The organism is Robiginitalea aurantiaca, from assembly GCF_030380815.1.
Lineage (GTDB): Bacteria > Bacteroidota > Bacteroidia > Flavobacteriales > Flavobacteriaceae > Robiginitalea > Robiginitalea aurantiaca.
The window spans coordinates 562,727-577,325 of sequence record NZ_JAUDUY010000001.1 but is presented as its reverse complement, the minus strand read 5'-3'; the positions used below and the strand labels follow the sequence as shown (position 1 = coordinate 577,325).

The 14,599-nt window shown below is 49.8% G+C and carries 14 protein-coding genes; 6 read left to right on the top strand and 8 right to left on the bottom strand.

Going from position 1 to position 14,599, the window contains the following annotated elements; genetic code table 11:
* Nucleotides 1-20 precede the first annotated feature (20 nt).
* A complete protein-coding gene (locus tag QU605_RS02530) occupies nt 21-1,286 on the top strand; it encodes an acetyl-CoA hydrolase/transferase family protein (protein ID WP_289723686.1) in 1,266 nt (421 codons plus the stop codon).
* A 62-nt stretch (nt 1,287-1,348) separates the two neighbouring features.
* Here the strand turns inward: QU605_RS02530 and QU605_RS02525 are convergent, their stop codons facing one another.
* The 3 genes from QU605_RS02525 to QU605_RS02515 all read right to left on the bottom strand — a co-directional run bounded on the left by QU605_RS02525 (nt 1,349) and on the right by QU605_RS02515 (nt 4,975).
* A complete protein-coding gene (locus tag QU605_RS02525; RefSeq protein ID WP_289723685.1) occupies nt 1,349-2,170 on the bottom strand; it encodes a universal stress protein in 822 nt (273 codons plus the stop codon).
* Nucleotides 2,171-2,186: 16 nt separating this feature from the next.
* A complete protein-coding gene (gene hemN, locus QU605_RS02520; protein WP_289723684.1) occupies nt 2,187-3,545 on the bottom strand; it encodes an oxygen-independent coproporphyrinogen III oxidase in 1,359 nt (452 codons plus the stop codon).
* A 71-nt stretch (nt 3,546-3,616) separates the two neighbouring features.
* On the bottom strand, nt 3,617-4,975 hold the full coding sequence (locus tag QU605_RS02515) for a Gfo/Idh/MocA family protein (protein ID WP_289723683.1): 1,359 nt from the start codon (nt 4,973-4,975) through the stop codon (nt 3,617-3,619).
* 110 nt (nt 4,976-5,085) lie between these two features.
* On the opposite strand from QU605_RS02515, the gene QU605_RS02510 reads away from it, so the two are divergent.
* A complete protein-coding gene (locus tag QU605_RS02510; RefSeq protein ID WP_289723682.1) occupies nt 5,086-5,976 on the top strand; it encodes a nucleotidyltransferase family protein in 891 nt (296 codons plus the stop codon).
* Between the two features lie 13 nt (nt 5,977-5,989).
* Complete coding sequence (locus QU605_RS02505) at nt 5,990-7,045, top strand: phosphotransferase enzyme family protein (RefSeq protein WP_289723681.1); 1,056 nt, start codon at nt 5,990-5,992, stop codon at nt 7,043-7,045.
* Here the strand turns inward: QU605_RS02505 and QU605_RS02500 are convergent, their stop codons facing one another.
* Nucleotides 7,046-8,224 (bottom strand): acyl-CoA dehydrogenase family protein, encoded by a 1,179-nt coding sequence (locus QU605_RS02500; protein WP_289723680.1) that lies wholly within the window; start codon nt 8,222-8,224, stop codon nt 7,046-7,048.
* A gap of 245 nt (nt 8,225-8,469) precedes the next feature.
* The gene (locus tag QU605_RS02495; RefSeq protein WP_289723679.1) at nt 8,470-9,555 is read right to left on the bottom strand and encodes an aromatic ring-hydroxylating oxygenase subunit alpha; all 1,086 of its coding nucleotides are present in this window, start codon (nt 9,553-9,555) and stop codon (nt 8,470-8,472) included.
* Nucleotides 9,556-9,621: 66 nt separating this feature from the next.
* Here QU605_RS02495 and QU605_RS02490 point away from each other — a divergent pair, with 66 nt between their 5' ends.
* Together QU605_RS02490 and QU605_RS02485 are read left to right on the top strand one after the other, a co-directional pair.
* On the top strand, nt 9,622-10,938 hold the full coding sequence (locus tag QU605_RS02490; RefSeq protein ID WP_289723678.1) for an amino acid permease: 1,317 nt from the start codon (nt 9,622-9,624) through the stop codon (nt 10,936-10,938).
* Nucleotides 10,935-11,822 carry a dimethylarginine dimethylaminohydrolase family protein gene (locus QU605_RS02485; protein WP_289723677.1) on the top strand — a complete coding sequence of 296 codons (888 nt, stop codon included), beginning with the start codon at nt 10,935-10,937 and terminating at the stop codon, nt 11,820-11,822. The genes QU605_RS02490 and QU605_RS02485 overlap by 4 nt, the downstream gene beginning before the upstream one ends.
* 1 nt (nt 11,823) lies before the next feature.
* Here the strand turns inward: QU605_RS02485 and QU605_RS02480 are convergent, their stop codons facing one another.
* The 3 genes from QU605_RS02480 to QU605_RS02470 are packed head-to-tail and all read right to left on the bottom strand — an operon-like array spanning nt 11,824 to nt 13,809.
* Complete coding sequence (locus QU605_RS02480) at nt 11,824-12,537, bottom strand: tRNA1(Val) (adenine(37)-N6)-methyltransferase (RefSeq protein ID WP_289723676.1); 714 nt, start codon at nt 12,535-12,537, stop codon at nt 11,824-11,826.
* 42 nt (nt 12,538-12,579) lie between these two features.
* The gene (gene rimM, locus QU605_RS02475; protein WP_289723675.1) at nt 12,580-13,113 is read right to left on the bottom strand and encodes a ribosome maturation factor RimM; all 534 of its coding nucleotides are present in this window, start codon (nt 13,111-13,113) and stop codon (nt 12,580-12,582) included.
* Nucleotides 13,114-13,125: 12 nt separating this feature from the next.
* Entirely contained in the window at nt 13,126-13,809 is a 684-nt protein-coding gene (locus QU605_RS02470; protein ID WP_289723674.1) for a 30S ribosomal protein S16, read from the bottom strand.
* A 296-nt stretch (nt 13,810-14,105) separates the two neighbouring features.
* Here QU605_RS02470 and QU605_RS02465 point away from each other — a divergent pair, with 296 nt between their 5' ends.
* On the top strand, nt 14,106-14,561 hold the full coding sequence (locus QU605_RS02465; RefSeq protein WP_289723673.1) for a ferritin-like domain-containing protein: 456 nt from the start codon (nt 14,106-14,108) through the stop codon (nt 14,559-14,561).
* Nucleotides 14,562-14,599: the final 38 nt, after the last annotated feature.

Genomic DNA, 14,599 nt, shown 5'->3' with positions numbered 1-14,599 from the left:
AGAACCTAAAAAATAGCCCTATGAATATCGTATCCCTGGAAACCGCTGCTTCCTATGTGAAATCCGGAAACCGAATCTTCATTCAGGGAGCCGCCATGACCCCAAACACCCTTGTCAACGCTATTTGCAGCCGGTATGAGGAATTGGAGGAGGTCGAGGTGATTTCCATCCACACGGATGGTGTGGTCAATTACGCACTGCCCCCGTATAATAAGGCATTTAAAATCAATTCATGCTTTGTCGGAGGCAACGTTCGAAAGGCTGTCAATACAAACCAGGGGGACTACATCCCTATTTTTCTCAGCGAGATTCACTGGCTGTTCAGAAGAAACCTACTCCCGCTCGATGTTGCCGTAGTACAGGTATCTCCACCCGATAAACACGGGTATTGTTCCCTGGGTGTTTCCGTGGACATTACCCTGCCGGCCGTACAGACTGCAAAAAAAGTAATTGCCCAATTGAACCCCAGGGTACCGAGAACGCATGGGGACGGGATAATACACATCAGTCAGATCGATGCATTGGTGGAAATGGATAATCCCATTCATACCTATCCACAGGGTGAGATTTCAGAAACCGAAGCAAAAATCGGGGCACATGTCGCCTCCCTGATCGAAAACGGGGCGACCCTTCAGATGGGGATTGGGAGCATCCCGAATGCCGTGCTGAAAAACCTCAGCGGGCACAAAAACCTGGGCGTACATACCGAAATGTTTTCCGATGGTTTGCTTCCGCTGATTAAACAAGGGGTTATTACAGGTTCCGAAAAGGAGATTAAAACCAATAAAATTGTAACCTGTTTTGCCGCTGGTTCTCAAGAGCTCTACGACTTTATCGATGACAATCCCCTGGTGCATTTTAAAGAAGCGGGGTATACGAATGATACTACCATCATCCGGCGTAATCCAAAGGTAACGGCTATTAACAGTGCCATTGAAATCGACCTTACCGGGCAGGTATGTGCAGACACTATAGGGACCTATCAATATTCAGGAGTCGGCGGACAGATGGATTTTATAAGGGGGGCCTCCCTTTCCCCGGGCGGAAAACCGATCATAGCCCTCACCTCCGTTACCAACAAGGGCATTTCCAAGATCACCCCATTGCTTAAGCCGGGCGCAGGGGTTACCACAACACGGGCACACGTACACTATGTAGCTACAGAATTCGGGGTGGTAAACCTCTTCGGGAAGAACCTTCAGGAACGCGCCCGGAAACTGATTTCAATCGCACACCCGGACCACAGGGAAGCCCTTGAAGCTGAGGCTCACAAGCGATTTGGATAACCCAAAATCGAAAAAAAAGGGGCTGCACCTGCAGCCCCTTTGTTACTCATTCGATGAATTTTCTACAATTTAAAGGTGATCACTGGAATCGGTGAGTGGTTGGCAATATCTTCTCCGATACTTCCCATAAAGAAATGGGAGATCCCTTTGCGCCCATGGGTTGGGATACCCACCAGATCGGCATGGTTACTTTCACAGTAATTCAACACGCCGCGTTCTACGCTATAATCGCAGTACTTGTCTACCTGAAGTCCCGTATTGGCAAGATCCTGGAACTTTGAAATCTGCTGATTCATATCCCCATCACTGAGGAAATTGTCCCCGGGAGTATTGATGTAGACCACTTTGAATTCGGCGCCTAATTTATCGGCAAACTCCTTTGCTTTTTTAAAGGCGGGCAGTGTTTCTTCTTTAAAATCGCAGGCAAAGACGAAAGTGTCGATCTTAAATCCAGGTCTTGGTTTTTTGACAACGATCACAGGAACATCTGAATTCCGAACCACGCGTTCGGCGTTGGAACCGATAAAGATTTCCTGAAGTCCGTCTGTTCCATGTGACCCCATAACGATCAGGTCTGCCTTATTGCTTTCAGCTACATCGTTAACTTCTGAAAAGACTTTGTAGTGCTTGATTACCGGGGTCACCTTGATGTCCTTCAAATAGTCTTTTTGCAAAAACTCCCCCAGTCGCTTTTCAGCTACTTTAAGTAAAAAAACCGTTTGTTCCGGATGATAGGCCTCGGAGGAGGAAATCATCGCGTAATTCAGTTCGAGCATATGCAGGACGATTATCTCCGAATCGTGTTTTTTAGCCAGCGAAGATGCTACTTCGAGGGCATACTCGGATTGTTGGGAGAAATCGACGGGTACGATAATTGTTTTCATGGTGTAGTGATTAGGGTTAAACGGTCATTGAAAATAACCTTGTTTCGGGTACTTTATTGTGCAAATGCAGGTCAAAGGCCATACAGATGTTGCGGATAAAGACCCTGCCGGGCTCCGTTACCTCAACGGTATCCGGCTTTAAGATGAGGAGCCCATCTGCTTCGGGCTCCGAAAGTCGCTCCCGGATTTCGGCAATGCGCTCCGCTGAAAGGCCTTTATCCCATCGGGTCTTAAAACGGCACATCAGATCCAGGATATGCCTGCGGACCAGCTGGTCTTCTTCAGAAAGCAGGTGTCCGCGAAACACCGGAATTATCCCTGAGGATACCAGATGTTCGTATTCTTCGATACTCTTTACATTCTGTGCAAATCCGTACCAGCTGTCACTGATACTCGAAACCCCAAGTCCAACCATCATCTGCGTTCGTGAAACCGTATATCCCATAAAATTACGATGCAACCCCCCATTGATCATAGACTGGTAAAGGCTATCCGTCTCCAGGGCATAGTGATCCATCCCAATTTCCTGATAGCCAGCAGCTCCCAAGATTTCCTTACCGAGTTCGTATTGCCGGCGCTTTTCATCGGGGGAGGGCAGGTCGGAATCCTGAAACCCGCGCTGTCCATTTCCCTTGAGCCAGGGAACATGTGCATAACTGTAAAAAGCCAGGCGATCGGGCCGTATCTCTGCGGTTTTTTGAAGGGTTTCTTCTACGTGTGAAGCCTTCTGAAAAGGGAGGCCATAGATAATATCATGGCCGACTGAAGTAAAACCTTCCTCCCTGGAAATTTTTGTGATTTCAGCCACCTGCTCATAGGTCTGAATCCTGTGAATCGCGCGCTGAACGGTCTCATTATAGTCCTGCACCCCATAGGACACCCTTCTGAAGCCCGCCTGATACAGTACCTTTAGGTGCTCCCGGGTTGTGTTTGCAGGATGGCCTTCAAAACTGTATTCCCATTCTTCGGGTCGCTCTGCGTACCTGAAGATACCTTCAAGAAGCATTTTGAGGTTTTCCGGGGAGAAAAAGGTAGGTGTGCCCCCGCCAAGGTGTAATTCCCGGATTACCGGCCTTTTGCCAAAGAGCTTCCGATAGAGTTCCCATTCTTTTAAAAGGGAACTGATATAGGGTACCTCCACGGAATGCCTGCGGGTAATCCGCTTATGACATCCGCAAAACGTACACATACTCTCACAAAAAGGCAGGTGAATATACAGGCTGATCCCCGTTTTCTCATTGCTTTCCGAAAAAGCCCGGACGACACTTTCCTTCCAGGCCTTTCCGGTGAAAGAGTCCACATCCCAGTACGGGACGGTAGGATAACTCGTATACCTCGGACCAGGCACGTTGTATTTGGCAACTAAATCACACATTCTAAAGCTGTTTCATACAAATCTAAAGCTAGGGCACCGGGCAGCACATGATAAAAATCAGTTTTGCCTCGCTACCACTTGTCCGTAATCCACTCATGTGGGGTGCGATTCATCCAACGTCCCCGGGTAAAATCGGGAAAGGCCTGAGAGGATCCGTTTTCCGCAATAGACAATTCTGAGAGGGGTGTTACGGCACTCCAGGCTGCTGCGTCATAGACATCTATTGGAGGGGCAACCTTTCTTTTTGCCGATTCCACAAAGGCGTGCAGTACAAAGAAATCCATTCCTCCATGGCCGGAACCCGAAGCGAACTCCCCGTACTTCTGCCAAAGCGGATGATCGTATTTATCCAGCCAGGGGCCGGCCTCGTCCCAGCGATGGGGCTCAGAGATCCCCTCGATGTACATGCGGCTTCCATCCACTTCCCAGAGACCCTTGGCCCCCTGTACCCGAAACCCCAGGGAATAGGGTCTGGGAAGGTTGCAGTCATGGGTGATGATGATGGTCTCTCCCCGGGCGGTCTCCAGGGTAGAAGTGATGACATCTCCCTGTTTGAATTTAAGGGCTGCGTTGGGGTGGTCCGCCCCTCCTTCTTTTACAATGTGATTGTGCAGTCCAACGGCCTTGGTGGCATTTGAGGTAAGGCTGACCAGGCGATTCCCCCGGTTGATATCTGCCATCACGGCCACGGGGCCAAGGCCATGGGTCGGATAGACATCGGCATTGCGATGCAGTGAATAGGCCGTCCTCCATTTGGCTTCTGAAGTGGCCTTATCACCGAACTCCACGCCTCCGCCATAGGGTTGCTTACCATTGTTGAATTTCACTTCCCGCAAATCGTGCTGATACCCGCATCTAAAATGGATGAGTTCCCCGAAAACCCCTTCCCGTACCATACGTAGTACGGCAAGAATATCCCGTCTATAGTTTACATTTTCGAGCAGCATCAGGTGTGTTCCGGTGGCTTCGTGCGTATTGACCAAATCCCAGCACTCCTCCATGGTGGTAGCCGCTGAGACCTCCAGACCCGCATACTTTCCGGCCTTCATGGCATCGACTGCCATGGGGGTATGCCAGTCCCAGGGGGTGGAGATGATCACCGCATCCACATTGCTTAACGCCAGCAGGTCCCTGTAGGAATACGGATGGTCACCAAAGGTCAATGCCTTCTCCTTTCCCGACTTTTCTAAAAGCCCGGTGCAAAGACGGATTCGTTCCGGGTCGGTATCGCAAAGGGCCGTAATTTCAACGTCCTCCCGCAGCAGTAAATTATTGAGATGGTTGGTTCCTCTAAGGCCTACACCAATAAGACCTACCCGCAATGGGGTTTCGGCCAATTCGCCGGAAAAGGCGTGATTCGTGAGGGGTAGCAGGCCCAGGGCAGAAGTCGTAAGGGCCATTTTCCCAAGGAAGGAGCGTCTGGATTGCATCAGCGTTAATTTTAGGGTTCATTCCGGATACGGAAGGTAGGAAATCCCATGCGGATCTCCGGTTTTCAATCTCAAAATAGTACTTTTATGGGCGCTAAAAAAACAGATATATGACTTTACTTCTGATGGCCGCTGGCCGGGGAAGCCGATATGGCAAACTCAAACAATTTGATGACATGGGGCCCAATGGTGAATTTCTAATGGAATTCAGTATTCACGATGCCATTACAAACGGCTTTGAGCACATTGTTGTCATCACCCAGAAAGACAATGTGGACTACCTCCGCGAGTACCTCAGTGAGCGACTGCCATCCGGGGTAAGCCTTGACGTACTGGCCCAGGAACTTACAGACCTGCCTGCCGGCAGCCAGTTTGCCGGGGAGCGACCTAAACCCTGGGGGACAGCCCATGCGGTATGGACCGCCAGAAATGTGATTTCCAACCCCTTTGCAGTGATCAATGCGGATGACTACTATGGGCAGGCCGCCTATTCACATGCAGCCGACTTCATAAAGAAAACAGATAGCGATGAAGCTTTTGGTATTGTAGCCTATACCCTGAAAGACACCCTCTCTCCTTACGGATCGGTCTCCAGAGGAGTGTGCAGTCAGGAAGGAAAATCACTTCTATCCGTGGACGAACGCCTTGAGATAGCCGAAAGTGATGGACAAATCAAGGATTCAGACAGTGGCCTGAATTTTAGCGGAGAGGAGTTGGTGAGTATGAATTTCTGGGTTTGCCAGCCTTCCATTTTCCCAAAAATAGAAGCGGATTTCAAAGCATTCCTCAATACACTTGAAGATCCCGCCAAAGGGGAAATCTACCTCCCGTTTGTCATACAGGACATGCTGAGGACCGGCTCTGCCCAGGTTGAGGTCATCCCTTCAGAAAGTAAATGGTTCGGGATAACCTATGCGGCTGACAAGGAGAAAGCGATGGCCGAACTGGCCCGTCTTTCGAGTGCTGGAAAATATCCTGCACCCCTCTGGAAAAACACCTAAGCCCTCCAAGATAATGGATGAATTTCAGCCCCTTCAAATACTACATCAATTTGGAGTTTCCGGGCCTGGGATTCGTCTGGAACGCCTCACACAGGGCCTGATCAACGATACTTTCCGGGTGCATAATCCAGAAGGGGACGCCCTTGTACTGCAACGGATAAACCGATCGGTCTTTCCGGATCCTGAAAGCCTGATGGACAACCTGGAACGGGTGCTACCGGCTCTTAAAGGTGCTGGTTATCGATCTCTTGAGCTCCTAAAATACTCAGAAGAAAGGCGCTTTTTAATTGATTCCGAAGGATCCCTTTGGCGTATTTTTTTATACATACCTCATTCAAAAAGTTATGAAAATCCCGCCAATCCAGAAATGGCGCGGGAAGCGGGCAGGATCGTAGCGACATTTCACAGGTTGGTATCGGAAATATCCCCGGATGACCTGCACACCACCCTCCCCGGATTTCACGATATCGAGAAGCGGTATGCACAGTTGCAAACTTCCCTTCAGGAAGCCGACGCTGATCGGCTCACAGAGGCCGATTCCCTGTTAAAACAGGCGGAATCCTTATATGCGTTTTGCAGACAGATTCCATTTGCAAACCTGCCTTTGCGGGTGTGTCACAACGATACGAAATTGAGCAATATCCTATTTGATACGCGCACCGGAAAGGCACTCTGCCTGATTGATCTCGATACCCTGATGCCCGGCAACCTGCTCTTCGACTTCGGGGATACTGCCAGGGGAATGTTGTTTCCGGAAACCAATAGCGGGATAATCCCTGCAAAAGGCAAGGCTGATCTTCAGCTATTTGAAAACTATTTGAAAGGATGGAAAGAAGGTGGGCTGGAAATGCAGCCCTTCGAGCTTCAATGGCTTTGCCATGGCGTGGTGCTTATGCCCGCCCTTCATGGAATTCGCGCACTTTCCGATTATTTGTCCGGAGATCGGTATTACAAGGTTGCCTACCCGAAACAAAACAGGGACAGGGCCGAACGGCTGCTCGGTACTGCCGATTCCGCACGCAGGACCCTGGACCAGATGCAGCAACGGGTACAAAACCTGCTGACCTGACTATTTAAATGCGCTGATACCGGTGATGTCCCAGCCTGTAATCAGAAGGTGAATGTCATGGGTTCCCTCATAGGTAATGACGGATTCCAGGTTCATCATGTGCCTCATTATCGGATATTCTCCGGTAATACCCATTCCGCCGAGGATCTGCCGGGCTTCCCGGGCAATTGAGATGGCCATATCCACATTATTGCGCTTCGCCATGGAAATCTGTGCGGTAGTTGCCCTGCCTTCATTCTTCAATTGTCCCAGACGGAAGGCGAGCAATTGCGCTTTGGTGATTTCCGTAACCATCTCCGCAAGCTTTTTCTGCTGCAGCTGTGTTCCTGCAATCGGTTTATCGAACTGAACGCGTTGTCCGGCGTACCGCAGGGCAGTATCGTAACAGTCCATGGCAGCACCAATTGCACCCCAGGCAATACCATACCGGGCTGAATCCAGGCATCCCAGCGGAGCACCCAGACCGCTCTTGCCCGGAAGCAGGTTCTCTTTGGGAACTTTGACGTTATCGAAAATCAATTCCCCCGTAGCCGAAGCTCTCAGGGACCATTTGTTATGGGTTTCCGGGGTTGAAAACCCTTCCATCCCACGCTCCACGATCAGGCCGTGGATTCGTCCTTCTTCATTCTTGGCCCAAACCACAGCAATGTCTGCAAAGGGGGCATTTGATATCCACAGTTTTGCCCCATTGAGCAGATAATGATCTCCTTTATCACTGAAATTGGTGGTCATTCCCCCGGGGTTGGACCCATGATCCGGCTCGGTAAGGCCAAAACATCCCATCATTTCACCACTTGCCAGGGATGGAAGGTATTTTTTTCGCTGTTCCTCGGTTCCGTATGCATAGATAGGGTACATGACCAATGAGGACTGTACGGAAGCTGTAGAGCGAACCCCACTGTCTCCCCGTTCGATTTCCTGCATGATGAGTCCATAGCTGATCTGATCCAACCCCGCTCCGCCGTACTCCGGTGGAATATAAGGTCCAAAAGCGCCGATTTCGGCAAGCCCACCGATTATTTGAGAAGGGAATTCCGCCTTCTGGGCATATTCCTCAATAATCGGAGAGACATCCCGCTTGACCCAGCTTCGGGCAGCGTCCCTTACAAGTTTGTGCTCCTCTGATAATAGGTCGTCGAGTAGATAATAATCCGGGGCTTCAAAAAGATCTGGTTTCATCCTGCATTGTTTGTGTCAAAGGTAGCTAAAGCCGCCAAAGAAACCAATACAGAAAGGTGGAATCCGATCTTGGAAAGGGAGGTTCCGCAATATGAAAATCCGGTTGTAATTCCAGGGAGAAAGACGCCTTCTAGACGGATTTACCTGCGGCAATCTCAGCGCACTTCGGCGCGCTCTCCGTTCCCCCGGAATTCTCAAAAGGGAAAATGCCTCCCTCATTTTCAGACGGATATGACTGATGTCTGCTATGCCTTACTGAGAAATTCGGCCAGAAGTGAATGAAAGTGATGAACGCCCTGTTCCCGGCTGGGTGAAAAACGCCCGGCCTGGTAATAATGTGAACGAATGCCCTTGTGGACTCCCTCCACTACCTCTTCATCTTCCATCTCTACCTTATCCAGACCAGAACCCGCCCCGAGATCCAATTTGGAAACATCGTACACATAGCTCTTAAAGGATACCTTGGTGCGGTTGGGACCCAGGGGTTGCACCAGGTTCATAGAAAGCCCCCAGGGGTAGAAATTGAACATGGTATTCGGGAAGACCCAGTAGTAGTAGGCCGCAACCTTTTTACCTGAATCCGGATGCCCCGGAGGGAGGTCGAAAACCATATCTGAATCTCCGGCATATCCGATTTGCAGGTTCATATGCTTATAAAGGACCGTTTCGTAGTCTCCATAGTCCAGGACGGCATTGAGATCGTCGTGTACAAAGGGAATGTGAAATCCTTCGAGGTAGTTGTCACAGTAAAGTGCCCAATGGGCATTGATATAATACTCCTTGTGGCGCGAAGGGTCTTCTATAAATTGCTCCATGGGCAAAAATCCAACCCGCTCCTTCATGGCATCGATGACTTCCTGAAAATCAAACTCCGGATTCATCCCTGCAAAGAGCAGGGGCCCCCATTTACGAAGGGGAAAGGCCGGCAAATTGTCGCAGGCTGTCGGGAAATTCTCCGTTTGGGAAAATTCGGGCATGTGTTCAAAAGCACCACTTAAATCGAAGCGGCGACCGTGATATCCGCAAATCAATTTCCGTGAGTTTCCGGCCGCTCCCACCACAAGGTTACCCCTGTGGGTACACACATTGCTCAAACAATGTAAATCCCCTGAGGCATCCCGGGTAAGGACCATGGGCTCATCGAGAAAACCCTCCAATAACACAAAAGGAACAACAGCACCCGCTGATTCCAGTCCTCTGTCATCCCCTATCCATTGCCAGGTCCTGTAAAAAACCCACTCCCGAAGGGCTTCGAAAACCTCCGGGTCCCTGTAAAAAGTTGCCGGCAGGGTGGCTGCCTTTCGGATATCCGGATTGATTGTAAAATTCATGGCCATGGCGTAGATTTATTTGTACATTTAAAAATATGCAATTCTTTTTGGTAAACCTGCTTTTTGATGGCCTCTGATTCCGGGAAGCAGACCCTGGGCATTTGGATGACCACTGCCCTGGTTATTGGAAACATGATTGGCGCAGGTATTTTTATGATGCCTGCAGCCCTTGCTGGTTTTGGGGGAATCAGTATTCTCGGATGGTTGGTTTCATCCGTCGGCGCGATCTTACTGGCCCGGGTTTTCAGTGCCCTGACTAAAATGATCCCAAAAAGCCATGGAGGGCCCTACGCTTTTGCAAGGGCCGGGTTCGGGGACTACATCGGTTTTCTGGTTGCCTGGGGATACTGGATTTCGATCTGGATCGCCAATGCTGCAATTACCATTGCGTTTGTCAGTGCGATGAGCGTTTTTTTTCCGATTTTCAAAACCGACCCACTTGTAGGGGTAGCCGTTTCCCTGGCGACAATCTGGGGCCTGACCTGGGTGAATTCCCGGGGGGTCAGGTCGAGCGGAAAACTTCAGGTCGTGACAACGATCCTCAAACTGGCACCCATTGTTATTATTATTATAGGGGGTTTCTTTTACTTTGACCCTTCCAATTTTGTCCCCTTTAATACCAGTGAGGGATCTTCTCTTGAAGCCATTGCCGCGACGGGGGCACTTACTTTCTTTTCTTTTCTAGGGGTTGAAAGCGCTACCGTACCCTCAGATAAAGTCCGCAATCCCAGGAAAACCATTCCAAGGGCCACCATGCTCGGCACCCTGATCACCACGGCGGTCTACGTATTGAGTACGGTTGTGATCATGGGGATGATCCCCTCCGCAGATCTCGCAGTTTCTGCTGCACCTTTTGCCGACGCCATGCGTATTATGAGTGGAGGTTTGGGAGAAGGTATTCTGGCTGCCGGTGTTGCCATTGCCTCCTTTGGCGCCCTGAACGGATGGATCTTTATTCAGAGTCAGATCGCGGAAGCCACAGCCGCAGACGGACTTTTTCCGGAGATATTCCGAAAAGAAAATCGTCATGGAGTCCCTTTTTGGGGTATGGCCATCGGAAGTTCCCTCAGTTGTGGCGTCGTTCTGATGAACTATACGGATGGCCTGGTGGAACAGTTTAGCTTTATGATCCTGCTCTCCACCTTCTGTACCCTGATTCCTTACCTGTTCGCATCGGCCTCATTTGTCGTCCTGTCCCTGCAAAATTCGAAGCGGAACCAATCCCTTGCCGGAATCTTTACACTGGGGAGCCTCACCTTTGCCTTTTCACTTTGGGCGATTTACGGAGCCGGGGAAGCCTCGGTTTTATGGGGATTTATACTTTTGATGCTCGGAACTCCCGTCTATGTCTATATGAAATGGAAAAACAACCCTGACGAATGAAACCAAAACTATTAACCGCGCAGTCCGAATACCTGCCTCTGGCTTCTGTTTTTATCAGACCCGTGGAACACGCCTTCCAAGATACCGCTACCCTGGATTCCTCCTGGGAAACCCTGAACTACCTCTCCAGGCCAGATTATGAAGTAGCATTGGCCCAGTACAGCCTATTTAAAAAAATCCTCGGGGCATCGGCTTCGGAAGTCCTGGATATGCCAAAAGGGGATGGCCTTTCTTTGGACTGTCTCTACTGCCGGGATGCCTCTATTGCGACGGATCACGGGATGATTCTATGTCGGATGGGGAAGCCAGCCCGAAGTATGGAACCTGCGGACCATAAAGCCTTTTTTCAAGCCCGTGGAATCCCTATTCTTGGAGCGATTGAAGCCCCGGGAACACTGGAAGGTGGAGATGTTGCCTGGCTGGACGAAGGCACCCTGGCCGTTGGCCACACCTATCGGACCAATATTTCGGGTATCGAGCAATTAAAGGCCCTCTTAAACCCCCTTGGGATAACTGTAATCACGGCTGAACTCCCGCATTTCAGAGGTCCCTCGGACGTGTTTCACCTGATGTCAATCCTCAGCCCGGTAGATCGCGACCTGGCGGTGGTCTACTCCCCGCTTATGCCCATTGCCTTTCGAAACATTTTACTCGAGCGCGGGTTTAAACTGGTCGAGGTTCCCGAAAATGAATACGACACCATGGGCTGCAACGTCCTTGCCCTTGGCCCGCGGAAATGTCTTATGGTTGAAGGAAATCCCCAGACCGAAGCAGCCCTGAGGGCGGCAGGGGCAGAAGTCATCACCTATGCCGGTAGTGAGATAAGCGTCAAAGGAGGTGGGGGGCCGACCTGTCTGACACGACCGTATTACCGAAGAGCCTGAATTACATCTTTAAATAAAATTCCCGGGTAAGTTCGGTGTATTCGGGCGTATACTGATGCCGCTCCAATTCAATGGTAAGTGTGTTTTCAATGCAGGGTTCCTCCTGACGGGAGAGTTCCAGGAGGATGCGCTTTACAGAGGCTTGCGGATTCCCTTTCACCCTTGTGCGCCTTCTGGGAAATAGACCGCGACGTTGCGCCTTCTTTAAAAAAGAAGCCTCCGCATTTACCGGGAGGATGAGCGCAAAACGACCTTCGGGTGCCAGGAGGCGGACGACCCCATCTATGAGTGTTTCAAATGGCAGGGCTGAGGCTTGTCTCGCCTGATCACGGGCGGGATTCCCACTACCAACCTGCTCCTGGAAGAAAGGTGGATTACTCACAATCAATGCATAGGGCTCTTCAATTTCAGAAGCGAATTCGGCAAACCCTGTATGGTAACAAAAAAGGCGGTCGGCCCAGGGGGAAGCTTCAAAATTTTCCACGCATTCTTCAAAGGCTTCAGCATCGGCCTCCACGGCATCTATGATTTCGGCCCCGGAGCGCTGGGCCAGCATCAGGGCAATAAGACCTGTGCCTGCCCCAATATCCAGAATGGCATCCGGGTTATGTTCAAGGGAAGCCCAGGCCCCAACAAGCACGCCGTCCGTTCCCACCTTCATGGCGCCGCGATCCTGGCGGATGCTGAATGCTTTAAAACGAAAATCAGGATTCATCAAGTGCTTTTTTACCGGTGGAATCAACACCGGAATCAGGAGTCAGGATTCCCCAAGGTACAGATCGATCAAACCTTCCGGAGTTTGGATATGAATAATGCGATCCTGACGGTCAACCTTTTTGATGAAATTGTCGTTCACCGGGATCAGCACTTCCTTTCCGTCCTTGTCTGCCATAAAAAGGGGTTGGGCTGCCTGGTCATTGACGCCTTTGATCTCTCCCACATCCCCGTGGTGTTGATCCACAAGCCGGAAACCAACCACCTCGTGATAGTAAAACTGGTTCCCGGTAAGTTCTGGCAGCAGTGCCAGAGGAAGGTAGAGCTGCGCACCCATCAGGCGCTCCGCAGCCTCTTCAGAGCTTACATCCTCCAGAGCAAGGCGCAGCAGGTTGGTCTTATGCAACTGGCATCTGCGAATAAAAAAAGGAATCAGATTGTTTCCGAGGGAAACAAAAACTGATTCCAGTTCTTCGTACTGTCCGGGGTCGTCTGAATCCAATTTGGCCAGCAATTCCCCTTTGAATCCATACTTGGAGACGATCTTACCTAAGTAAAAGCAGTCCTCCTTTTGCATGGGTTATCGGTACTATTTCTTTTCGGCCTCTTCCGCGTCAGGAGCTTTCTCCTCAGAAGTTTCAGCAGCAGCTTCGGGTGCTTTTTCTTCAGGAGCTTCAGTTGCAGCCTCTGGAGCTTTTTCTTCAGTAGCTTCAGCTGCTGGTTCAGCAGCAGTTTCTACTTCTGCAGCCTCAGGAGCCGCCTCTACAGCAGGAGTTGCTTCTGCTTCGGCCTCGGGAGCCGCTTCAGCTTCTGCTTCGGCTTGGGCCTCTGCTGTGGCCTGAGCGCGCTTCTCGCTTACTTCTTTCTCAGCTTCCAGCGCTTTCGCTCTGGCCGCTGCTTTTTCTTTCTCAAGTCCCTGAGACTTGTCAGCTACTTTCTTAGTCTTTTCTTCTAACCAGGCCTGGAATTTCTCCTCTGCCTGTTCCTCGGTAAGGGCTCCTTTACGAACACCTCCTTTAAGGTGGTGCTTCATTAGCACTCCTTTATAGGAGAGTATACGACGCGCCGTTTCTGTAGGCTGTGCCCCATGGTCCAACCAGGTCACTGAAGCATCGACATTCACGTCAATAGTGGCAGGATTTGTGTTGGGGTTGTAACTTCCGAGTTTTTCGAGGTAGCGACCATCCCTTTTGGAACGGACATCTGCGGCAACGATCCAGTAAATAGGTTTCCCTTTCTTACCGTGTCTCTGTAATCTGATTTTTACGGGCATATCACATTAATTTGTAGGGTTCCCGACCCTGGTTATTAATTCTGTTTAACGTTAGGGTAATGGCTTCACGCCCTTCCCTGCTTCTTTAAGCGGGTGCAAATATACGTTTCTTTCCCTATTGTTTATGCTGATTTTTAAAATTTTTGAAGGGTTTTTGCCCGACTTGACAGCCCAAAATTGTTAAAATAATACAAAAAAGTGTTAAATACTTGATTTTCAATATTTTATCTATTATCATATAAGGGAAGATACTGAGAGTCAGTTATCTACTATTAATTAAAAATGACGAGAGATTAATGAAGTACACAGAAAAGATTACCAATCGCCTAAATGATTTATTAGAAAAAACGTATGATGCTGAGAAAGGCTACAAACTTGCGGCTGATGAAGTTAAAGATCCCTACGTCAAAGAATTTCTAAACGATAAAGTAAAACAGCGCCGCGCTTTCGGGTTTGAACTGAAAGCTGAAATTATGGAGTACGGCCAGTTACCTGAAAAAGGAGGTAGTTTTAAAGGAGACTTGCACAGGGTATGGATGAGACTTAAACCCCTGATGGGATCTGACAAAACAGAGCAAATCCTCGAAGAAGTAGCACGCGGAGAGAACGCCAGCTTAGAAGAATACAACGACATTCTCAAAAGTTCAGAAACCCGTCTTCCACCCACCACAGAACGCCTGCTGATTCAACAGCGGGATGCCATCCAGGCCGCATTGAATACATCCAAAATGTACGAGGAACTGCACTCCTAAACAGTGGCAATGTTTGAAGAAAGACCCATTCACCCAGA

What these genes read in the sequence shown, in the direction of transcription:
- QU605_RS02530 (WP_289723686.1), top strand. Translation starts at nt 21, where the DNA reads ATGAATATCGTATCCCTGGAAACCGCTGCTTCCTATGTGAAATCCGGA.
- QU605_RS02525 (WP_289723685.1), bottom strand. Translation starts at nt 2,170, where the DNA reads ATGAAAACAATTATCGTACCCGTCGATTTCTCCCAACAATCCGAGTAT.
- hemN (WP_289723684.1), bottom strand. Translation starts at nt 3,545, where the DNA reads ATGTGTGATTTAGTTGCCAAATACAACGTGCCTGGTCCGAGGTATACG.
- QU605_RS02515 (WP_289723683.1), bottom strand. Translation starts at nt 4,975, where the DNA reads ATGCAATCCAGACGCTCCTTCCTTGGGAAAATGGCCCTTACGACTTCT.
- QU605_RS02510 (WP_289723682.1), top strand. Translation starts at nt 5,086, where the DNA reads ATGACTTTACTTCTGATGGCCGCTGGCCGGGGAAGCCGATATGGCAAA.
- QU605_RS02505 (WP_289723681.1), top strand. Translation starts at nt 5,990, where the DNA reads ATGGATGAATTTCAGCCCCTTCAAATACTACATCAATTTGGAGTTTCC.
- QU605_RS02500 (WP_289723680.1), bottom strand. Translation starts at nt 8,224, where the DNA reads ATGAAACCAGATCTTTTTGAAGCCCCGGATTATTATCTACTCGACGAC.
- QU605_RS02495 (WP_289723679.1), bottom strand. Translation starts at nt 9,555, where the DNA reads ATGAATTTTACAATCAATCCGGATATCCGAAAGGCAGCCACCCTGCCG.
- QU605_RS02490 (WP_289723678.1), top strand. Translation starts at nt 9,622, where the DNA reads ATGGCCTCTGATTCCGGGAAGCAGACCCTGGGCATTTGGATGACCACT.
- QU605_RS02485 (WP_289723677.1), top strand. Translation starts at nt 10,935, where the DNA reads ATGAAACCAAAACTATTAACCGCGCAGTCCGAATACCTGCCTCTGGCT.
- QU605_RS02480 (WP_289723676.1), bottom strand. Translation starts at nt 12,537, where the DNA reads ATGAATCCTGATTTTCGTTTTAAAGCATTCAGCATCCGCCAGGATCGC.
- rimM (WP_289723675.1), bottom strand. Translation starts at nt 13,113, where the DNA reads ATGCAAAAGGAGGACTGCTTTTACTTAGGTAAGATCGTCTCCAAGTAT.
- QU605_RS02470 (WP_289723674.1), bottom strand. Translation starts at nt 13,809, where the DNA reads ATGCCCGTAAAAATCAGATTACAGAGACACGGTAAGAAAGGGAAACCT.
- QU605_RS02465 (WP_289723673.1), top strand. Translation starts at nt 14,106, where the DNA reads ATGAAGTACACAGAAAAGATTACCAATCGCCTAAATGATTTATTAGAA.